A 17678-nucleotide genomic window follows, 5' to 3' on the forward strand; every position below is an offset into this window, starting at 1 on the left:
CACACCATGACCGCCACCCTGACCGAGACCCTCGAAAAGGCCGCCACCGTCGAATTCCGGGGGTTGCGTCGGGAGTTCGGGTCCACCGTCGCCCTCGACGGACTCGACCTCACCGTCCGTCCGGGAGAGTTCCTGGCCCTGCTCGGCCCCTCCGGCTGCGGCAAGACCACCGCGCTGCGCATGCTCGCCGGGTTCGAACACCCCGACTCCGGCACCGTGTTGGTGGACGGCGAGGACGTCACGCACGTCCCGGCCCACCGCCGTGACGCCGGCATGGTCTTCCAGTCGTACAGTCTCTTCCCGCATCTGAACGCCGTCGACAACGTCGCCTTCGGCCTGCGCATGCGTGGCGTCCGTACGGCCGAACGCCGGGCCCGCTCCGCCGAGTTGCTGGAGCTGGTCGGCCTCGGCGACAAGGGCGAGCGCTATCCGCACCAGCTCTCCGGCGGCCAGCAGCAGCGCATCGCGCTCGCCCGTGCCCTCGCGCTGCGCCCGCGCGTGCTGCTGCTGGACGAGCCGCTGTCCGCGCTCGACGCCAAGGTCCGGCTCACCCTGCGCGAGGAGATCCGCCGGCTCCAGCAGGAACTCGGTATCACCACGCTGTTCGTGACGCACGATCAGGAGGAGGCCCTGTCGGTCGCCGACCGGGTCGCCGTCATGCGCGCCGGACGCCTCGAACAGTGCGCCGGACCCGCCGAGTTGTACGGCCGTCCCGCCACCGCCTTCGTCGCCGAGTTCGTCGGCACGATGAGCCGGATCCCGGGCGAGCTGTCGGACGGCACGGTCCAGGTGCTCGGGCAGCGGCTGCCCGCCGACGGCACCGTGGCCGACGGCCCGGTGGACGTGCTGGTGCGGCCCGAGGCCGTCCGGGTGGCGGCCGACGGGCAGGGCACCGCCCGCGTCGTCGCCACCGCCTTCCTCGGCGCGGTCGTCCGGGTCACCGTACGGCTCGCCGACGGCACCGAGGCCAAGGCCGACCTGCCCGCGCACGAGGCCACCGGGCTCGGCGCCGGGGCTCCGGTGAGCGTGTCGCTGCCGGAGCGGCCGGTGCTGGTGGCCGAACGTATCCAGAAGTAAGGAACCACCTGAATATGACCCCCCACACCGCCCTTCAGGCGGTTCTGTTCGACATGGACGGCACGCTCGTCGACACCGAGCGGCTGTGGTGGGAGGCGGTCGAGCAGGTCGCCGGACGCCCGCTGACCGAGGCCGACCAGCCCGACGTGCTCGGCCGCGCGGTCGAGCACACCGCCGCCTGGCTCGGTACGGCCACCGGCCGGTCCGCCGAGGATCTCGCCGCCGACCTGCACCGCGAGTTCGCCGACCGCGTCCGCACCGGCACGGTGCCCCGCCCGGGCGCCCTGGAGCTGCTGGACGCGCTGGCCGCCGCCGGCGTCCCGACCGCCCTGGTCACCGCGTCCCCGCGCGCGGTCGCCGAGGTCGTCCTCGACGCGCTGGGCGCCGGACGGTTCGCGGCCTCCGTCACCGCCGACGACACCGCCCGCACCAAGCCCGCCCCCGACCCCTACCTGGCCGCCTGCCGCGCCCTCGGCGTCGACCCCGCCGGCTGCGTGGCCGTCGAGGACACCGAGACCGGGGTCGCCTCCGCCGAGGCCGCCGGCTGCGCCGTCCTCGCCGTACCGTCCCTCGCCCCGATCGACGCGGCACCCGGCCGGACCGTACGGGAGAGTCTGGAGGGGGTGACGATCGAGGAACTGCGGTACATGGTCCCGCCCGGACTGCGGGTCATGAGCTGGAATCTGTGGCTCGGCGGCAGCCGGGTCCACGACCACCGGGCCAAGCAGCTCAAGGCGATCCTGGAGAGCGGCGCCGATGTCGTCGGGCTCCAGGAGACCGGTGGCACGGCCGCCCAGGAGCTGGCCGAGGCCCTCGGCTGGTACCACCACCGGGCCGGCGAGAACCTCGGCGTCATCAGCCGCCACCCGATCACCGCCCGCTTCGGCGACCCGGAGGTCGGCTTCTACGGCGCGGCGGGCGTCCGCATCGCCGTGGCGCCCGGCCGCGAGGTCGACGTGTGGACCGCGCATCTGCACTACACGCCGTACGGGCCCTACGAGTCGGTCTTCGACGGGCTCGGCGCGGCCGAGCTGATCGCCCACGAGGACGTCAGGCTCGGACAGATGCGGGACGCGCTGGACCGTGTCGCCGCGTCCGCGCGCGAGGGCGTCCCGGCCGTCCTGGTCGGCGACTTCAACTGCCCCTCGCACCTGGACTGGCCGGACGTGGCATGGCCGGTGACGAAGGCGGCCGAGGAGGCGGGCTTCGCCGACTCCTACCGCGAGGCCCACCCGGACCCCGCCGCCGCACCCGGGGCGACCTGGTCGCCGATCCATCCCGTGCACGAGGACGGCAGCGGGCGGCCCGAGCCGCAGGACCGGATCGACTACGTCCTGCACCGGGGCCTGACCGTGCGGGACGCGCGCACCCTGGTCGTCGGCAGCCCGCGCCCGTGGCCGGACGTGGCGGACAACGACTGGCCCTCGGACCACGCGGCGGTCGTCACGACCTTCACTCTGCCGCTTGAGTGACCCAGGGTTACCGCAGGTCACCATTGCGGTGCGGGGGGCGATCCCGTAGGTTGTGCCGCGCTCTCTACTGACTGGTAACATCGGCAGGTAATCCATGCGCTGGCCCCTCCGCCGCCCCACCACCGTCCGTGCGCGGATCGTGGCGCTCGCGCTCGTCCCGGCCGTCGCGCTGATGGCGCTGTGGAGCTTCGCCATGTGGTCCGTCACCGGCGAACTGCGCGCGCTCGTCCGGGTCCAGGGGGTGTACGAGGACTTCGGCACCCCCGTGGACACCGCGATCGGGCAGCTCCAGATCGAGCGCCGGATGTCCGCCGCCTACCTGGGCGCCCGCCTCGACACGGCCGCCGCCGGGCAACTGCTCGGACAGCAGCGCCGTACCGACGAGGCCGTCGAGGCCATGAAACGGGCCGTGCGGGGCGGTGACCGGGGCCGGCTCACGGTACGGCAGCGGCAGGCCCTGGACGCCATGGTCGCGGCCACCGACCGGCTGGAGGGGCTGCGCGAGCGCGTACTGAACCGGGAGATCACCTGGGACCAGGCGGTCACCGCGTACGGCGCGCTCGTGGAGCCCGGCTTCGACGTGCAGTCCACGCTGACCGCGCTGCAGGCCGGACAGCTCGCCCGCGAGGCCCAGGTCGTCATCGAGCTGGTGCGGGTACGGGAGTTCGTCTCCCGGGAGGACGCGCTGGTCGCCGGGGCGCGGGCGGCCGGCACGCTGACCGGCCGGCAGTACGACACGCTGACCGCGACCATCGAGGACCGGCGGGTCTTCGAGCGGACGTACGTACCGGACCTGCCCGCCGACTCGCGGGGCCTGTTCGAGGACTTCCAGCGCGGGGAGCTGTACCGCTCGCTGACGCGGGGCGAGGACGCGCTGCTGCGGGCCGGGGCCGCCGGCGCCGGGAGGGCCGTCGCGGCGGACACCTGGCGGTCGACCACCGACCGGGCCGTGCAGCGGTACATGCGACTGTGCACGCGCTCCGCCGAGAACTCCGCCGCACGCGGGCGCGCCTTCGCTTACCGGGAGCTGGCCAAGGCGGCCGTCGTCGGCGCGGTGGGACTGGCCGCCGCGGCGGTGTCGTTGTGGTTCGCGGTGCGCGGCGCCCGGCGCATCTCGCGGCGCCTGGAGACGCTGAGGGATGCGGCCGATGTCCTGACGCAACGCCGACTGCCTGATGTCATGCGACGGTTGAGCAGCGGTGAGGAGGTGGACGCGGTGGCGGAGGCGCCGCCGCTGGCCGCCGACGAGGTCCGCGACGACGAGATCGGGCAGGTCGGCCGGTCCTTCAACACCGCTCGGCTCGCCGCCGTCGAGGCCGCCGTCCAGCAGGCCGGGCTGCGGCGCGGGCAGTTCGCGGTCCTGCTCACCATCGCCCGCCGCAACCAGGCACTCGTACACCGCCAGTTGAAGCTGGTGGACACGCTGGAGCGGCGCACCGACGACCCCGACGTACTGCGCGAGCTGTTCCGCATCGACCATCTCACCACGCGCATGCGACGGCACGCGGAGAGCCTGATCATCCTCGCCGGCGCCGCGCCCGGCCGCCGCTGGCGCCGGCCCGTGCCCCTCGCGGACGTCGTCGCCTCGGCGGTCGGCGAGATCGAGGACTACGCGCGCGTGGTGGTGCCGCCGATGCCGGAGATCGGTGTCGCGGCGGACGCGGTCGCCGACGTCGTCCATCTCGTCGCCGAACTCCTCGAGAACGCCACGGTGTTCTCGCCGCCGCACACCCAGGTCACCCTGCGCACCGGGCGCGTCGGCAGCGGGTTCGTCCTGGAGATCGACGACCGCGGCCTCGGCCTGGACACCGACGCGCGCGCCGAGGCCGACGCCACCCTCACCGCCCCTGACGCCTTCGACCCCACCCGGCACGACCGGCTCGGCCTCTACGTCGTCGGCCGCCTCGCCGCCCGCCACGGCATCGAGGTCAGCCTGCGGGACTCGCCGTACGGCGGGACGACGGCCGTGGTGCGGTTGCCCTCGGCGGTGCTGGCGGAGGCGCAGGCGGGGACGACGAAGAACATCGCGGTGCCGATACCCCCGGGCAAGGAGGCGGCCGTACACGAGCTGTCGGCTGGTCGCCCCGTGCCCTTGGAAGAGCCGTTCGCCACCGAAACCGTCGCCGCACCGGAAGCACCGGCAGAACAGGGCCCCGCCCCCGTACCGGAGCGCGCCCCCGCCCTCCCCACCCGGACCCGGCAGGCCTCCCTCGCCCCGGAGCTGCGGGACGAGCCGTCGGCGCGTCCGGCGCCGCCCGGGCGTGAGGCGGACGCCGAGGAGATGCGGGCGATCTTCGGCGCCTTCCAGCGCGGCCTCGACCGCGGACGCAAGGGTCTGCCCATGACCACTGACACCGACACCGTGACCCATCACGCCCACGAAGGGACGGACACCGACAATGCACGGTGACGATCAGAACCCCGAGCAGTCCGCCGCGCCCGGCGGAGCGCCCGGCACGGATATCGGCTGGCTGCTGGACGACCTCGTGACGCGTACCGGCCAGGTCCGCCAGGCCGTGCTGCTCACCGCCGACGGCCTGCCGCTCAGCAGCTCCGACGGTATGCGCCGGCGGGACATCGAGCATCTGGCCGCCGTCTGCTCCGGGTTCCACGGCCTCGCCCGATCGGCGGGGGAGCGGTTCGGCGCGGGCGAGGTACGGCAGACCATGGTGATGCTCGACGACGCCTACCTCTTCATCACCCCGGCCGGCCACGGCAGCCGGCTCGCCGTCCTGAGCGAGGCCGGCACCGACGTCGGCCAGCTCGCCCACGAGATGGCCCTGCTCGTCCGCCGCCTCGGCCGCCACCTGGACGCGGCCGCCCGCACGGCCCCCTGATCCCACCGTGAGCGACGAGCACTGGTACGAGGACGAGACCGGGTCGATGGTGCGCCCCTACACGGTCACCCGGGGTCGCACCCGACCCTCGGGCGCGGCCCCGATCGATCTGATGTCCCAGGTCAGCGCGGTGGAGGCCGATGCGCCGGGCCCGGACATCGACCACGCCCGTGCCGCGCTGCTCGAACTGGTCCGGCGCGGCCGACGCCCCGTCGTGGAGCTGGCCGCGGACGCCGACCTGCCCCTGACCGTGCTGCGCGTCCTGCTCGGCGACCTGGCCGAGGCGGGCCTGATCCGCGTCGACGCGCCCCGCCGCCTCCCCGCGAGCGGTCCGGGCGCCGACCCGGGGCTGCTGCGGGAGATCGTGGAGCGGCTCCGGGAGCTCTGAGCGTTGTCATGGCCGTGTACGGGAGGCCGGAGGGGAACCATGCACGTCCCCGGGGTCAGGGGGTGCCGGGGCGGGCGGAGCCGGTGATCGTCCCGAGGGCGCGCAACGAATCGCCGCCCCACCCCCACTCCACGCAACGATCCGCGCACCGGCGCGCAACGCCTCCTTCTTGTCCGGCCGAGCGCGCCGACCGTACCTTCTTCGTGGCCCCCCAAAGTCCCTTTCCGGTGAGGATCACGCATGCGCACCGCCCTGCTCCAGAGCTCCGGCCGCCCCGGCTCGCCCGCCGAGAACCTCAAGGTCCTCGACGCCGCCGCGGGCCGGGCCGCCGCCGCGGGCGCCGCGCTGCTCGCCGCACCGGAGATGTTCCTGACCGGGTACGCGATCGGCGACGACATCGCCCGCCTCGCCGAGCCCGCCGACGGCGCCTGTGCCGACGAGATCGCCGAGACCGCCGGCCGGCACGGCATCGCGATCGCCTACGGCTACCCGGAGCGCGACGGCGAGACCGTCTACAACTCCGCCCAGCTGATCTCCGCCGACGGCACCCGGCTCGCGAACTACCGCAAGACCCACCTCTTCGGCTGCTTCGAACGCGACCACTTCACGCCCGGCGAGCAGCCCGTCGTCCAGGCCGAGCTGAACGGCCTGACCGTCGGCCTGATGATCTGCTACGACGTCGAGTTCCCGGAGAACGTCCGCGCCCACGCTTTGGCCGGCACCGACCTCCTCGTCGTACCGACCGCGCAGATGCACCCCTTCCAGTTCGTCGCCGAGTCGATGATCCCGGTGCGCGCCTTCGAGAACCAGATGTACGTCGCGTACGTCAACCGGGTCGGCCAGGAAGGGGACTTCGAGTTCGTCGGGCTGTCCGTCCTCGCCGGTCCCGACGGCATCGCCCGCACCCGCGCCGGCCGCGCCGAGCAGCTGGTCGTCGCCGACGCCGACCCCGCCTTCCTGGCCGCGTCCCGCGAGGCCAACCCGTACCTGAAGGACCGCCGCCCCGGTCTGTACGGGTCCCTCGGCTGAGCCGCCGTAGCCGCCCGAAAAGCCTCCCCCCAGTTTCACCACGCGCAAGGAGTCCGTACCCCATGACGTCCACGGTGCCCAACGCCGTCGAGCACACCGGCGAGCAGCAGCCGCCGATCACCATGTTCGGCCCGGACTTCCCCTACGCCTACGACGACTTCCTCGCCCACCCGGCGGGCCTCGGCCAGATACCGGCGACCGAGCACGGCACCGAGGTCGCGATCATCGGCGGCGGGCTGTCCGGCATCGTGGCCGCCTACGAGCTGATGAAGATGGGCCTCAAGCCCGTCGTCTACGAGGCCGACCAGATCGGCGGCCGGCTGCGCACGGTCGGATTCGAGGGCTGCGACGAGTCGCTCAACTGCGAGCTGGGCGCGATGCGCTTCCCGCCGTCCTCCACCGCCCTCCAGCACTACATCGACCTGGTCGGCCTGGAGACGCGCCCCTTCCCGAACCCGCTCGCCGAGGCGACCCCCTCGACCGTCGTGGACCTCAAGGGCGAGTCGCACTACGCCGAGACCGTCGACGACCTGCCCCAGGTGTACCGTGACGTCGCCGACGCCTGGAACAAGTGCCTCGACGAGGGCGCCGACTTCTCCGACATGAACCGCGCCATGCGCGAGCGTGACGTGCCGCGCATCCGCGAGATCTGGGCGAAGCTGGTCGAGAAGCTCGACAACCAGACCTTCTACGGCTTCCTCTGCGAGTCCGAGGCGTTCAAGTCCTTCCGGCACCGCGAGATCTTCGGCCAGGTCGGCTTCGGCACCGGCGGCTGGGACACCGACTTCCCGAACTCCATCCTGGAGATCCTGCGGGTCGTCTACACCGAGGCCGACGACCACCACCGCGGCATCGTCGGCGGCTCCCAGCAGCTGCCGCTGCGGATGTGGGAGCGCGAGCCGGAGAAGATCGTGCACTGGCCGTACGGCACCTCGCTGAAGTCCCTGCACGTGGACGGCGAGCCGCGCCCGGCCGTGACCCGGCTGCACCGCACCGCCGGCAACCAGATCACCGTGACGGACGCGAACGGCGACATCCGCACCTACAAGGCGGCTGTCTTCACCGCCCAGTCCTGGATGCTGCTGTCCAAGATCGCCTGCGACGACTCGCTCTTCCCGATCGACCACTGGACCGCGATCGAGCGCACCCACTACATGGAGTCCTCGAAGCTGTTCGTCCCGGTGGACCGGCCGTTCTGGCTGGACAAGGACGAGGAGACGGGCCGGGACGTCATGTCGATGACGCTGACCGACCGCATGACCCGCGGGACGTACCTGCTGGACGACGGTCCGGACAGGCCCGCCGTGATCTGCCTGTCGTACACCTGGTGCGACGACAGCCTGAAGTGGCTGCCGCTGTCCGCCAACGAGCGGATGGAGGTCATGCTGAAGTCGCTCGGCGAGATCTACCCGAAGGTCGACATCCGGAAGCACATCATCGGCAACCCGGTGACCGTCTCCTGGGAGAACGAGCCCTACTTCATGGGCGCGTTCAAGGCCAACCTGCCCGGCCACTACCGCTACCAGCGGCGCCTGTTCACGCACTTCGTGCAGGACCGGCTGCCCGCGGACAAGCGGGGCATCTTCCTCGCCGGCGACGACATCTCCTGGACGGCCGGCTGGGCCGAGGGCGCCGTCCAGACCGCGCTGAACGCGGTCTGGGGCGTCATGCACCACTTCGGCGGCACGACCGACGCGGCGAACCCCGGCCCGGGTGACGTCTACGACGAGATCGCCCCGGTGGAGCTGCCCGAGGACTGACCAGGAGCGAGCAAGGACCAAGGTGCGGGCGGCCGGCCTCAGACTCCGGCCGCCCGCGCCTTCTCAAAGACCTCGGCGGCGACGTCCTTCAGCTCCTCCGCGTCCCGCGCGGAGCCCTGGAGGTCGATCAGGAACTCGTCCATACCGAGCTCCGTGAACTCCACGAGGTCCGCCACGATCTGGTCGACACTGCCCTGGAAGGCCCTGCGGTCGGCGCCCTCGTACGGCTTCGCCTCGCGGGCGGTGTTCACCCGCAGCACCGTCCGGATCGGCCGCGTACGGCCCCGCTCCTCGGCCAGCTCCCGCAACCGCCGCCACTGGGCGCCGACCTGCTCGGCGCTGAAGGCCGCCGGCAGCCAGCCGTCGCCGTGGTCGACCAGCCGCCGGAACGCCCGCTCGTTGCCCGCGGCCAGCAGGACCGGGATCGGCCGCGCGGGCTTGGGTCCGACCACGGCGGAGGCGATCTTCGTGAGGGTGCCGTCGTAGACGACCGGATCCGGGCCCCAGACCGCCCGGCACACCTCGATGATCTCGTCCAGCACCCGGCCGCGCTCCTCGAAGGGCCGCACGGAGGAGGCCGCGTACTCGTCCAGCGACCAGCCGCTGCCGAGGCCCGCGAGCACCCGCCCGCCGCTCGCCGCGTCCAGCGAGGCGAGGGACTTGGCCAGCTGGAACGGCACGTGCAGCGGCGCCACCAGGACGCTGGAGCCCAGCTCCGCCCGCTCGGTGGCCGACGCGGCCAGGGTGAGGGTGACCAGCGGGTCGGCCACGTTCCGGTACTGGTCGGGCCAGGGCAGGCCGTCGACGCCGTACAGACCCTGGGTGGCCGGTTCGGGGAACAGGGCCCGCTCGAAGACCCACAGGCTGTCGTAGCCGATGTCCTCGGCGGCGCGTGCCACCTCGGGGACGTCCTTGCCGATCGAGTACTGCCGCATCTGGGGAAGACCGAGACCGAGCCGCGTTGCCATGTCCGCTCCTTGACGTCCTTGACGAGGGGGTGCCGAACGTCAACGTACGGAACGGACACGGCTGTTCCGAGGCGGCTCGCGCGAGGGTCGGGATTCGGCCAGCTCGGTCGGGAACCGGATCGGCTCCGGGGATCAGATCAGTTCGGGGAGCGGTGTGAGAAGCATCCGGCCCGCGAAACCCACGGCCGCGTCCAGCCGTTCGGCGAACTCCTCGGCGACGTCGCCGCAGTGGCGCAGCGCCCACAGCGCCCGCGCCGCCACCCAGGCCGCGTCCCGGGCCCGCTCCAGGCTCCAGGAACCCAGCAGATGGGTGAGCGGATCGGCGAGCTGGAGCAGATCGGGACCCGGCATCAGATCCTCACGGATGCGCTCCTCCAGCAATACGAGGAGCTCGCCCACGCGGTCGAACTCGTCCTCCAGATCGGGCGGTTCGCAGCCGAGCGTACGGCAGGCGTCCACCACGGCGAGCGCCAGGTCGTGCCCGACGTGCGCGTTGATGCCCGCCAGCGCGAACTGCAGCGGCCGTACCCCGGGATGGTGGCGGAGCTGGAACAGCGGGCGCCAGCAGGCGGGCGGGCGCCCTTCCGCCGCGACCGCGTCGACCGCCGCCAGATAGCGCTCCGCGAACCGCGTGTCCAGCGCGGTCGCCGCCCGTGGGTCGGGGAACTCCCCGGCGTCCAGGCGCCGGTCGACCTCCTCGGTGACGGTGAGGTAGACGCGGTTGAACACGGCGACCCCGTCGCACTCGGGCAGGGCCGCGGCGAGTGCGCGCATCCGGGAGATCACCGCGTCGACGGGAGTGGTGAAGTGTTCCAACTGCGGCATGGGGGAAGGGTCCCAGCCCTGGGCCGCCCGGGTGCGCCGACCGGCCCGGTGCTTCGCCGGAACGGGGGAACGCGGGGGACGTGCGGTGCGCTCCGCCGGAAGGGCCGAGAGGGGCCGCCGGTCGTCCGCGGGTCCGTTGTGGCCGGGATGTTCGAGGCAAGGGGAGTAGCACGCACCGGCGAACCGGTGATGCCGGTCCGCTACTCGCCGGGCGTGTGGAGGGTGGAGCGCGGGACTCTGGCCTGGTCGGTCGTTTCCTCGGCGTCCTGCGTCGCGGCCCACGTGCCGAGCAATCGGATCGCTTCCGCGGAGTGCGATCCGGGTTCCACCGCGTAGGCGTAGAGCCAGAGCTCCCCGTCCTGGAGTTGCATCGCCTCGACGTGCATGACGATCTCACCCACGACGGGGTGGTGGAATCGCTTGGGGCCGCGGCATCGCGTGTCGACATCGTGCTCGGCCCACCAGCTGCGGAACTCGGGACTGGCGACGGACAGTTCGCCGATCAGCGCGTGCAGCTCCTTGTCGCGTGGGTAGCGGCCCGCGGCCTCCCGCAGGACCCCGACGCTGACGCGCGCGATCATCTCCCAGTCGGTGAAGAGATCGCGCGTCGACGGCTGCAGGAACAGCCAGCGCGGGTGGCTGGCCGCCGTGGACGGCATCGGTTCGAGTCCCACCAGCAGCGCCCGTCCCATGCGGTTCATCGCGTGCACGTCTCCGCGCACGTCGATGATGATCGCGGGGGTCCTGAGGCTGTCGAGCATCAGGCGCATGCCGGCGTCGGGGGCCGTGACCCGCAGGTCGTCGGGCTTGGGCGCGGCGACGGTCGACCGGACGAGGTTGTGGAGGTACAGCCTCTCGACCTCGACCAGCCGCAGCGCGCGGGCGATCGCGTCGAGCACCTGATCGGACGGCTGTAGTTGGCGGCGGCCCTGCTCAAGACGGGCGTAATAGTCGAGACTCACGCCGGCCAGCATCGCGACTTCCTCGCGTCGCAAGCCCGGGACGCGGCGTTGGCCGCCGGTCACGATGCCCACGTCCTCAGGCTTTACGCGCGCCCGCCGGGTGCGCAGGAACTCTCGCAGCTCACCGTTCTTGGCCATGCTCCGACGGTAGTGGCCGGGTGCGCCGGCGTGGGTGGGTCTGTGCGTCCGAGGATGCTGCCACCACTGGTCGGGGCGGCGCACGGGCACCATCGTTGACGCATGACCAAGATCAGTCAGACCTCCTTGCTCGGTGACAGGAGCGTGCGGCGCATCGGCTTCGGCGCCATGCAGCTCGCCGGCCCGTGGGTGTTCGGCCCGCCCAAGGACCCGGACGCGGCTCGTGCCGTGCTGCGCCGCGCCGTCGAGCTCGGCGTCAACCACATCGACACCTCGCAGGCCTACGGTCCCGATGTCGTCAACGAACTCATCGCCGAGGTGCTGTACCCCTATCCGGACGGCCTCGTCATCGCCACGAAGGTCGGCGGCTCCCGCGACGAGCAGGGCGGATGGATCCGGGCCTCTCGTCCGGAACAGTTGCGGGCGACCGTCGAGCAGGACCTACAGTCCCTGCGGCTGGAGCGGATCGACCTCGTGAACATGCGTTTCGGGGTCGGGGGCGCTGAACCGGACACCGTTCCGCTCGCTGAGCAGCTCGGTGTCCTGACCGATCTGCGCGACGAGGGCAAGCTCGATCTCATCGGCCTCTCGACCGTCTCGGCCGACATTGCCAAGGCCGCCCTCGAGATCACCCCGATCGCCGAGGTGCAGAACGCGTTCAGCATCGCGAACCGCACGGATGAGCCGGTCGTCGATCTCTGCCGCGAGAACGACATCGCATACGTTCCCTACTATCCCCTCGGCTCCGCATTCACCGGTGGCCCGGAGGCGCTCGCCGCCGATCCAGCGATCGCGTCAGTGGCCGCCAAGCACAACGTCTCGGCATCGCAGATCGCGCTTGCCTGGCTGCTTGCTCACTACCACCGCATGCTGCTGATCCCCGGCACGAGCTCGGTCGCCCACCTCGAAGAGAACCTGGCCGTCGACGGCATCCAGTTGGACGACGACGACTTCGCAGCGCTCGATCGCGTCACCCACCTTGGTGCCCCGGGTTTGTGAGACGGAGCGGGTCGGAACGGACCGGATCGTGGACGCCAGGTGAAGGACCCGGTGCCGGGAGACGACCGCTCCGGCCGACCGGAGACGGCTATCCCCATCTCGCCGGCTTGGAGGATGCTCAGTCGAGACAGAACTCGTTGCCCTCGATGTCCTGCATCACGATGCACGAATCGTTGCCGTCATACAGCAGTCGCACGCGCACCGCGCCGAGCGGGACCAGCCGTGCGCACTCGGCCTCGAGCGTGGCCAGGCGCTCTTCACCCACGAGCCCTGTGCCGACCCGCACGCAGAGATGCACTCGATTCTTGACGACTTTGCCTTCGGGAACGCGCTGAAAGAACAGTCGCGGGCCCACACCTGAGGGATCACCGCAGGCGAACCATGAACCCTGATCCTCAGGAGGCCGGGAGCGGTCGAAATCGTCCCACGTGGCGAACCCCGCCGGTGGCGGCGATACGACGTACCCCAACACCTCGCACCAAAAGCGAGCGACGCGCTCCGGTTCCGCGCAGTCAAAGGTGACTTGGAACTGCTTGATCGATGACATCGGCGCACCATAACAGGCGGACTCTCCTGCTCAACTCCCGGTAGGCAACCGCATGTTGACGGGCGATGGACCTTGGACATCGGGTGATCAAACCGGACAGCCCGAGCTACCACGTCGTTGCCTGGCCGGCAGGGACGCCGACGCCGTGCGACATGTCCCGCCCGACGGTGAAGCGGGGCGTCGCCGTCGACGCGCTGAAGGACCCGGTACACGGTGGCGGACTTCGCGTCGGCCAGTACCGCGCACGCGGCGGGGTGCTCCCGGGCTCGGCAGGCCGGGCAGCGGCGGGCCGGTCCAGGCCAGTGGGGAACGCCTCTGCCCTGTAGCCGTCGGCGGAACGCTCCGCGTTCAGCCGGCCATCGCGACCAGGGGTCCTGAGCGGTCGCTTAGTATGGAACTGTCTCAGCAGCTATGTTCAGGAGCCCCTCCCGTGACCGCCGAAGCCCCGATCGCCCCCGCCGTCTCCTTCGGCCGGCTGATCCCCGTCACCGTCCACTTCGACGACCTCGACGCGCTCGGCCTTCTGCACAACGCCCGCTACCCGCTGCTGGTCGAGCGCGCCTGGACCGAGCTGTGGAACGAGCACGGCGTCCGCTTCGACGGCGACTGGCACGCGGCCGGGGACGCCTGCAACGCGGTGCGCGAGCTGCGTGTCAGCTACGAGGCACCGGTGACCAGCCCCGGCACCTACGCCGTCCACCTCTGGCTGGAACGGCTCGGCACCACCGGCCTGACCTACGGCTTCCGGTTCTGTTCGGCGGACGGGACCCGCACCTACGCCCAGGGCACCCGGGTGCTGGTCCGGCTCGACGCCACGACCCTGCGCCCGGCGCCCTGGACGGATGCCTTCCGCGCCGTCGGCCGGGAACTGCTGCGCCCCGCCGACTGACCCCTCCTAGGGGCGCGGGTCGGGTACGGCGGCGGTCTGCGCTCTGGTGTCCGTGCGGCCCCCGCGCTCGGCGCTGCGCAGCACGCCCGCGAACACCGCGAGCCCGCAGGCCAGCACCATCACCACGCAGAAGGACACCACCAGGCTGGTCGCCTGGGCCACCCCGCCGATCAGGCTCGGTGCGATCAGCCCCGAGGTGTAGGTGATCGTCGCCACGCCCGCGATGGCCTGGCTGGGATTCGGCCCCGCGTGCCCGGCCGCCGCGAAGCACAGCGGTACGACCACCGCGATACCGAGCCCCATCAGCCCGAACCCCGCCATCGCCAGCGCCTGCTGCCCGGCGAGGACGATCAGCAGACCGCCCAGCACGGCCAGCACCCCGCCGGCCCGGACGGTGCGGACCGCGCCGAACCGGTTCACCACCGCGTCCCCGGCGATCCGGGCCACCGCCATGGTCAGCATGAAGCCCGTCGTGCAGGCCGCCGCCACCGCGGCCGAGCTGTCCAGCCGGTCCCGCAGGAACACCGCCGACCAGTCGAGGCTCGCGCCCTCCGCGAACACCGCGCAGAAGCCGACCGTGCCGATCAGCAGCGCGGAGCGCGGCGGCAGCGCGAACCGCGGCGGCGGCTCCTCGTCCTCGGCCGGCTGGACGTCCAGCACCCAGGTGCAGGCCACCAGTCCGAGCACGGTGAGCACGGCCGAGGCGAGCAGGAAGTGCGCACGGGCGTCGGCGCCGAGGTGGGCGGCGAGCGTGCCGGCCGCCGAACCGGTCAGCGCGCCCGCGCTCCACATGCCGTGCAGCCCCGACATGATCGACTTGCCCAGCAGCCGCTCGACCTCGACGCCGAGCGCGTTCATCGCGACGTCGGCCATGCCCGCGGCCGCGCCGTAGCTGAACATCGCCAGGCACAGGGTGTACAGGTTCGGCGCCAGGGACGGCAGGACCAGCGAGAGCGTCCACAGCGCGATCAGTCCGCGCAGGGCCGTACGACTGCCGAAACGGTGGCTGATCCGGCCCGCGAGCGGCATCGCGCACGAGGCGCCGAACGCCGTGAAGGCGAGCGCGAACCCCAACTGGCCCGCGCCGAGCGAGGTGTGCTCCTGGATCCACGGCACCCGAGTGGCGAAGGAGCCGGTCACGGCACCGTGCACGGCGAACACGGCCGCCACCGCGTACCGGGCGCGCCTCACCTCGCCGTGCGCGTGTCCCACGTCACTCATGTTCCAGTCCCTCCCCACGGGTCGCCCTCGCGGCATCGTGTCGTAAACTATCAGGGACCCTTCCTGATAGATAGACGGTTTTAGGATTCCCGTCATGCCCGCATCACCCAGTACCGCCCGGGCCATCAACGACCGGCTGGCCCTGCGACTGCTCCAGCAGGAAGGCCCGCTGACAGCAGGGCAGTTGAAGCAGCTGACGGGACTGTCCCGGCCGACGGTCGCCGATCTCGTGGACCGGCTCACCGCCGCCGGGCTGATCACGGTGGTCGGCGAGTCCGGCGAGCAGCGCCGCGGCCCGAACGCCCGGCTGTACGGCATCGTCGCCGACCGCGCCCACCTGGCCGCCCTCGACGTCCGCACCGAGGGCGTCTTCGTGCTGGTGTCGGACCTGGTCGGACGGGTGCTCGCCGAGGCGTCCGTGCCGATCGGCGGGGACACCGGGACCGGGCCCGCCGTGGAGCAGGTGGTGGCCGCGGTGGAGCGCACCGCCAAGGAGGCCGGCGCGGACCGGCTGCACACCGTCGGCATCGGCGCGCCGGGCCTCATCGATCCGGCCACCGGCGACCTGCGCGACTCCGGCGGACTGCCCGAATGGCACCGCAGCCTGTCGGTCGCCCTGCAGGAACGGCTGCCCGGGGCCCGCGTCACGGTGGAGAACGAGACCAACCTGGCGGCCCTGGCCGAACAGCGCGAGGGCGCCGCCCGGGACCGGGACACCTTCGTCCTCCTGTGGCTCGGCCACGGCGTCGGCGCGGCGGTCGTCCTCGACGGCACCCTGCGCCGCGGCGCCTCGGGCGGCACCGGCGAGATCGGCTTCCTCCCGGTCCCGGGCGCCGACTCCCTGCCCTCGGCGCAGGACTGCGCCGGCGGCTTCCACTCCCTGACGGGCGCGTCGGCGATCGGCACCCTGGCGAGGCAGCACGGCCTGCCGACCCCGGCCGCGATGGACGGACCGGGGGCGGCGCTGGTGGTGCGGGCGGCCGTGGCGGCGGTGCTGGACGAGAGGGAGGCGGGGGAGACGGCGGCCCGTCCGCGCGCCGGTCTGACGGGACACCGGGGTGCGCTGTCCGACCCGTCGTCGGCCGGTCCCCGTGAGCCCTTCACCGTGGCCGCGCGCGAAGAGACCGTCATGGCGGCCTCCGGCACGCACCCGGCCGAGGCCGTTCCCGGCGATCACCCCGCCGCCGGCTTCCTCCGCGCCCTCGCGGAACGGATCTCCGTCGGGGCCGCCTCCGTCGTGGCCGTCCTGGACCCCGGCTGCGTGGTGCTCGGTGGGGAGGTCGGCCAGGCAGGCGGGCCGATGCTGGCGGGACTGGTGGAGGAACAGCTCCGCCGGATGTCCCCCCTGCGCACGGAGGTCCGCGCCAGCACCCTCGGCGGCACGGCCGTACTGCGCGGAGCCCTCCTGACGGCCCGAGACCGCGCCCAGGACGACCTCTTCACACCCCCGGGCCTGACCTGACGCGCCCATCCACCGCACTGCCCACCGGACCAGACCTGACGGTCCGTCAGGCCCCCTCCGGCTCACCCGGCCGGTGCCCCACGGACCGGACCGGGCCGTCCCGCCCCGCGACGCCCGAGCCTCAGCCGGCCGGTGCCAGAAGCGGTCGCATCCGCCGGCGCGCGTCCGCCACACCCAGGACCTGGGCCGGCAGCCGGACGGCCCTGATCCGCTCATGCTCCGGCGTCAGGCCGGCCACCTTGCCCAGCTGGACGTCGATCGGGTGTTCGTTGAGCAGCACCTCATGCCCGCCCACCCGTCTCCCTCCTCCCGTCAGCCCCCGAACCGCCGCCCCAGATACTCCTCGAACGTCACCTTCCCCACCGCCCCCTCCGGGGCCAGGTGCTTGCCGTCCCGGAAGGCGCGGTACGTCCTGCCGAACAGCGGGACCTGGGCCACGGTCCTGCGGCGGCCGGTCGCCCGCAGGTAGGCACGGGCCAGGGAGTCGAACGAGCGGACCTCCGGGCCGCCCATGTCCGGGACCCGTCCGGCCGGTGCGCCGAGGGCCAACTCGGCCAGACGGTCGGCGACTTCCGTCACCTCCACCGGCTGGTCCGGCACTCCGGCGGGGAGCAGGAGGACGGGCGGCTTGGCCAGGCCGTTCAGCAGCGTCACCACCAGGTCGTGGAACTGGGTCGCGCGCAGAATCGTGAAGCCGAGGCCCGATTCCTCGATCCGCCGCTCCACGGCCAGCTTGGACTGGTAGTAGCCGAACGGAACCCGGTCGACCCCGGCGATGGAGATGTAGACCAGATGGCCCACCCCGGCCCGCCGCGCCGCCGCGATGAGGTGGTCGGCCGCCTTCTCGTCGCCGCCGCGCTGATTGCTCGCGCAGTGCACCACCGTCTCCACACCCGCCAGCGCGGTGTCGAGGCCCGTTCCGCCCGCGCGCAGATCGACGGCGTACGGCTGCGCGTGCCGGCTGAGCACCCGCACCTCGTGGCCGTCCGCCCGCAGCCCCTCCGTCACATGGCGGCCGAGTGTGCCGGTCCCGCCGGTCACCAGGATCGTGGTCATGTCGCTTCCGTCCCTTCCGGACTCCGGGTGCCCCGGTCGGAGCACTCC

General features: G+C 72.5%; 17 protein-coding genes. 10 read left to right on the forward strand and 7 right to left on the reverse strand.

Going from position 1 to position 17678, the window contains the following annotated elements:
* Window positions 1-6 precede the first annotated feature (6 nt).
* The 7 genes from ACH47Z_RS11425 to ACH47Z_RS11455 all read left to right on the forward strand — a co-directional run bounded on the left by ACH47Z_RS11425 (window position 7) and on the right by ACH47Z_RS11455 (window position 8563).
* The gene (locus ACH47Z_RS11425) at window positions 7-1077 is read left to right on the forward strand and encodes an ABC transporter ATP-binding protein (RefSeq protein WP_399072960.1); all 1071 of its coding nucleotides are present in this window, start codon (window positions 7-9) and stop codon (window positions 1075-1077) included.
* A 14-nt stretch (window positions 1078-1091) separates the two neighbouring features.
* Window positions 1092-2549 (forward strand): HAD-IA family hydrolase, encoded by a 1458-nt coding sequence (locus tag ACH47Z_RS11430; RefSeq protein ID WP_399072961.1) that lies wholly within the window; start codon window positions 1092-1094, stop codon window positions 2547-2549.
* Window positions 2550-2643: 94 nt separating this feature from the next.
* Window positions 2644-4959 carry a nitrate- and nitrite sensing domain-containing protein gene (locus tag ACH47Z_RS11435; protein WP_399072962.1) on the forward strand — a complete coding sequence of 772 codons (2316 nt, stop codon included), beginning with the start codon at window positions 2644-2646 and terminating at the stop codon, window positions 4957-4959.
* Window positions 4949-5386 carry a roadblock/LC7 domain-containing protein gene (locus ACH47Z_RS11440; protein WP_399072963.1) on the forward strand — a complete coding sequence of 146 codons (438 nt, stop codon included), beginning with the start codon at window positions 4949-4951 and terminating at the stop codon, window positions 5384-5386. The genes ACH47Z_RS11435 and ACH47Z_RS11440 overlap by 11 nt, the downstream gene beginning before the upstream one ends.
* A 7-nt stretch (window positions 5387-5393) precedes the next feature.
* Window positions 5394-5774: a DUF742 domain-containing protein gene (locus ACH47Z_RS11445; RefSeq protein WP_399072964.1), complete on the forward strand. Its 381-nt coding sequence runs from the start codon at window positions 5394-5396 to the stop codon at window positions 5772-5774.
* A 240-nt stretch (window positions 5775-6014) separates the two neighbouring features.
* Window positions 6015-6803, forward strand: a complete 789-nt coding sequence (locus ACH47Z_RS11450) for a carbon-nitrogen hydrolase family protein (protein ID WP_399072965.1) — start codon at window positions 6015-6017, stop codon at window positions 6801-6803.
* Between the two features lie 62 nt (window positions 6804-6865).
* A complete protein-coding gene (locus ACH47Z_RS11455) occupies window positions 6866-8563 on the forward strand; it encodes a flavin monoamine oxidase family protein (RefSeq protein WP_399072966.1) in 1698 nt (565 codons plus the stop codon).
* Between the two features lie 38 nt (window positions 8564-8601).
* On the opposite strand, the gene ACH47Z_RS11460 is transcribed toward ACH47Z_RS11455, so the two are convergent.
* The 3 genes from ACH47Z_RS11460 to ACH47Z_RS11470 all read right to left on the reverse strand — a co-directional run bounded on the left by ACH47Z_RS11460 (window position 8602) and on the right by ACH47Z_RS11470 (window position 11456).
* Complete coding sequence (locus ACH47Z_RS11460) at window positions 8602-9531, reverse strand: LLM class F420-dependent oxidoreductase (protein ID WP_399072967.1); 930 nt, start codon at window positions 9529-9531, stop codon at window positions 8602-8604.
* Window positions 9532-9663: 132 nt separating this feature from the next.
* Window positions 9664-10356, reverse strand: coding sequence for a DUF5995 family protein (locus tag ACH47Z_RS11465; protein ID WP_399072968.1), 693 nt, complete (start codon window positions 10354-10356; stop codon window positions 9664-9666).
* A gap of 200 nt (window positions 10357-10556) precedes the next feature.
* A complete protein-coding gene (locus ACH47Z_RS11470) occupies window positions 10557-11456 on the reverse strand; it encodes a helix-turn-helix domain-containing protein (protein ID WP_399072970.1) in 900 nt (299 codons plus the stop codon).
* Window positions 11457-11558: 102 nt separating this feature from the next.
* On the opposite strand from ACH47Z_RS11470, the gene ACH47Z_RS11475 reads away from it, so the two are divergent.
* The gene (locus ACH47Z_RS11475; RefSeq protein WP_399072972.1) at window positions 11559-12455 is read left to right on the forward strand and encodes an aldo/keto reductase; all 897 of its coding nucleotides are present in this window, start codon (window positions 11559-11561) and stop codon (window positions 12453-12455) included.
* 118 nt (window positions 12456-12573) lie between these two features.
* Here ACH47Z_RS11475 and ACH47Z_RS11480 read toward each other — a convergent pair whose 3' ends face one another.
* Entirely contained in the window at window positions 12574-13002 is a 429-nt protein-coding gene (locus ACH47Z_RS11480) for a VOC family protein (RefSeq protein ID WP_399072973.1), read from the reverse strand.
* Between the two features lie 430 nt (window positions 13003-13432).
* On the opposite strand from ACH47Z_RS11480, the gene ACH47Z_RS11485 reads away from it, so the two are divergent.
* Window positions 13433-13891 (forward strand): acyl-CoA thioesterase, encoded by a 459-nt coding sequence (locus ACH47Z_RS11485; RefSeq protein ID WP_399072974.1) that lies wholly within the window; start codon window positions 13433-13435, stop codon window positions 13889-13891.
* 6 nt (window positions 13892-13897) lie between these two features.
* On the opposite strand, the gene ACH47Z_RS11490 is transcribed toward ACH47Z_RS11485, so the two are convergent.
* Window positions 13898-15112 carry an MFS transporter gene (locus tag ACH47Z_RS11490; protein WP_399072975.1) on the reverse strand — a complete coding sequence of 405 codons (1215 nt, stop codon included), beginning with the start codon at window positions 15110-15112 and terminating at the stop codon, window positions 13898-13900.
* A 94-nt stretch (window positions 15113-15206) separates the two neighbouring features.
* Here ACH47Z_RS11490 and ACH47Z_RS11495 point away from each other — a divergent pair, with 94 nt between their 5' ends.
* On the forward strand, window positions 15207-16574 hold the full coding sequence (locus ACH47Z_RS11495; RefSeq protein WP_399072976.1) for an ROK family transcriptional regulator: 1368 nt from the start codon (window positions 15207-15209) through the stop codon (window positions 16572-16574).
* A 121-nt stretch (window positions 16575-16695) separates the two neighbouring features.
* Here ACH47Z_RS11495 and ACH47Z_RS11500 read toward each other — a convergent pair whose 3' ends face one another.
* Window positions 16696-16869, reverse strand: coding sequence for a hypothetical protein (locus ACH47Z_RS11500; protein ID WP_399072977.1), 174 nt, complete (start codon window positions 16867-16869; stop codon window positions 16696-16698).
* Between the two features lie 17 nt (window positions 16870-16886).
* Window positions 16887-17630, reverse strand: coding sequence for an SDR family oxidoreductase (locus tag ACH47Z_RS11505; protein WP_399072978.1), 744 nt, complete (start codon window positions 17628-17630; stop codon window positions 16887-16889).
* Window positions 17631-17678: the final 48 nt, after the last annotated feature.

The sequence above is a fragment of the Streptomyces sp. NPDC020192 genome (assembly GCF_044388685.1).
Classification (GTDB): domain Bacteria; phylum Actinomycetota; class Actinomycetes; order Streptomycetales; family Streptomycetaceae; genus Streptomyces.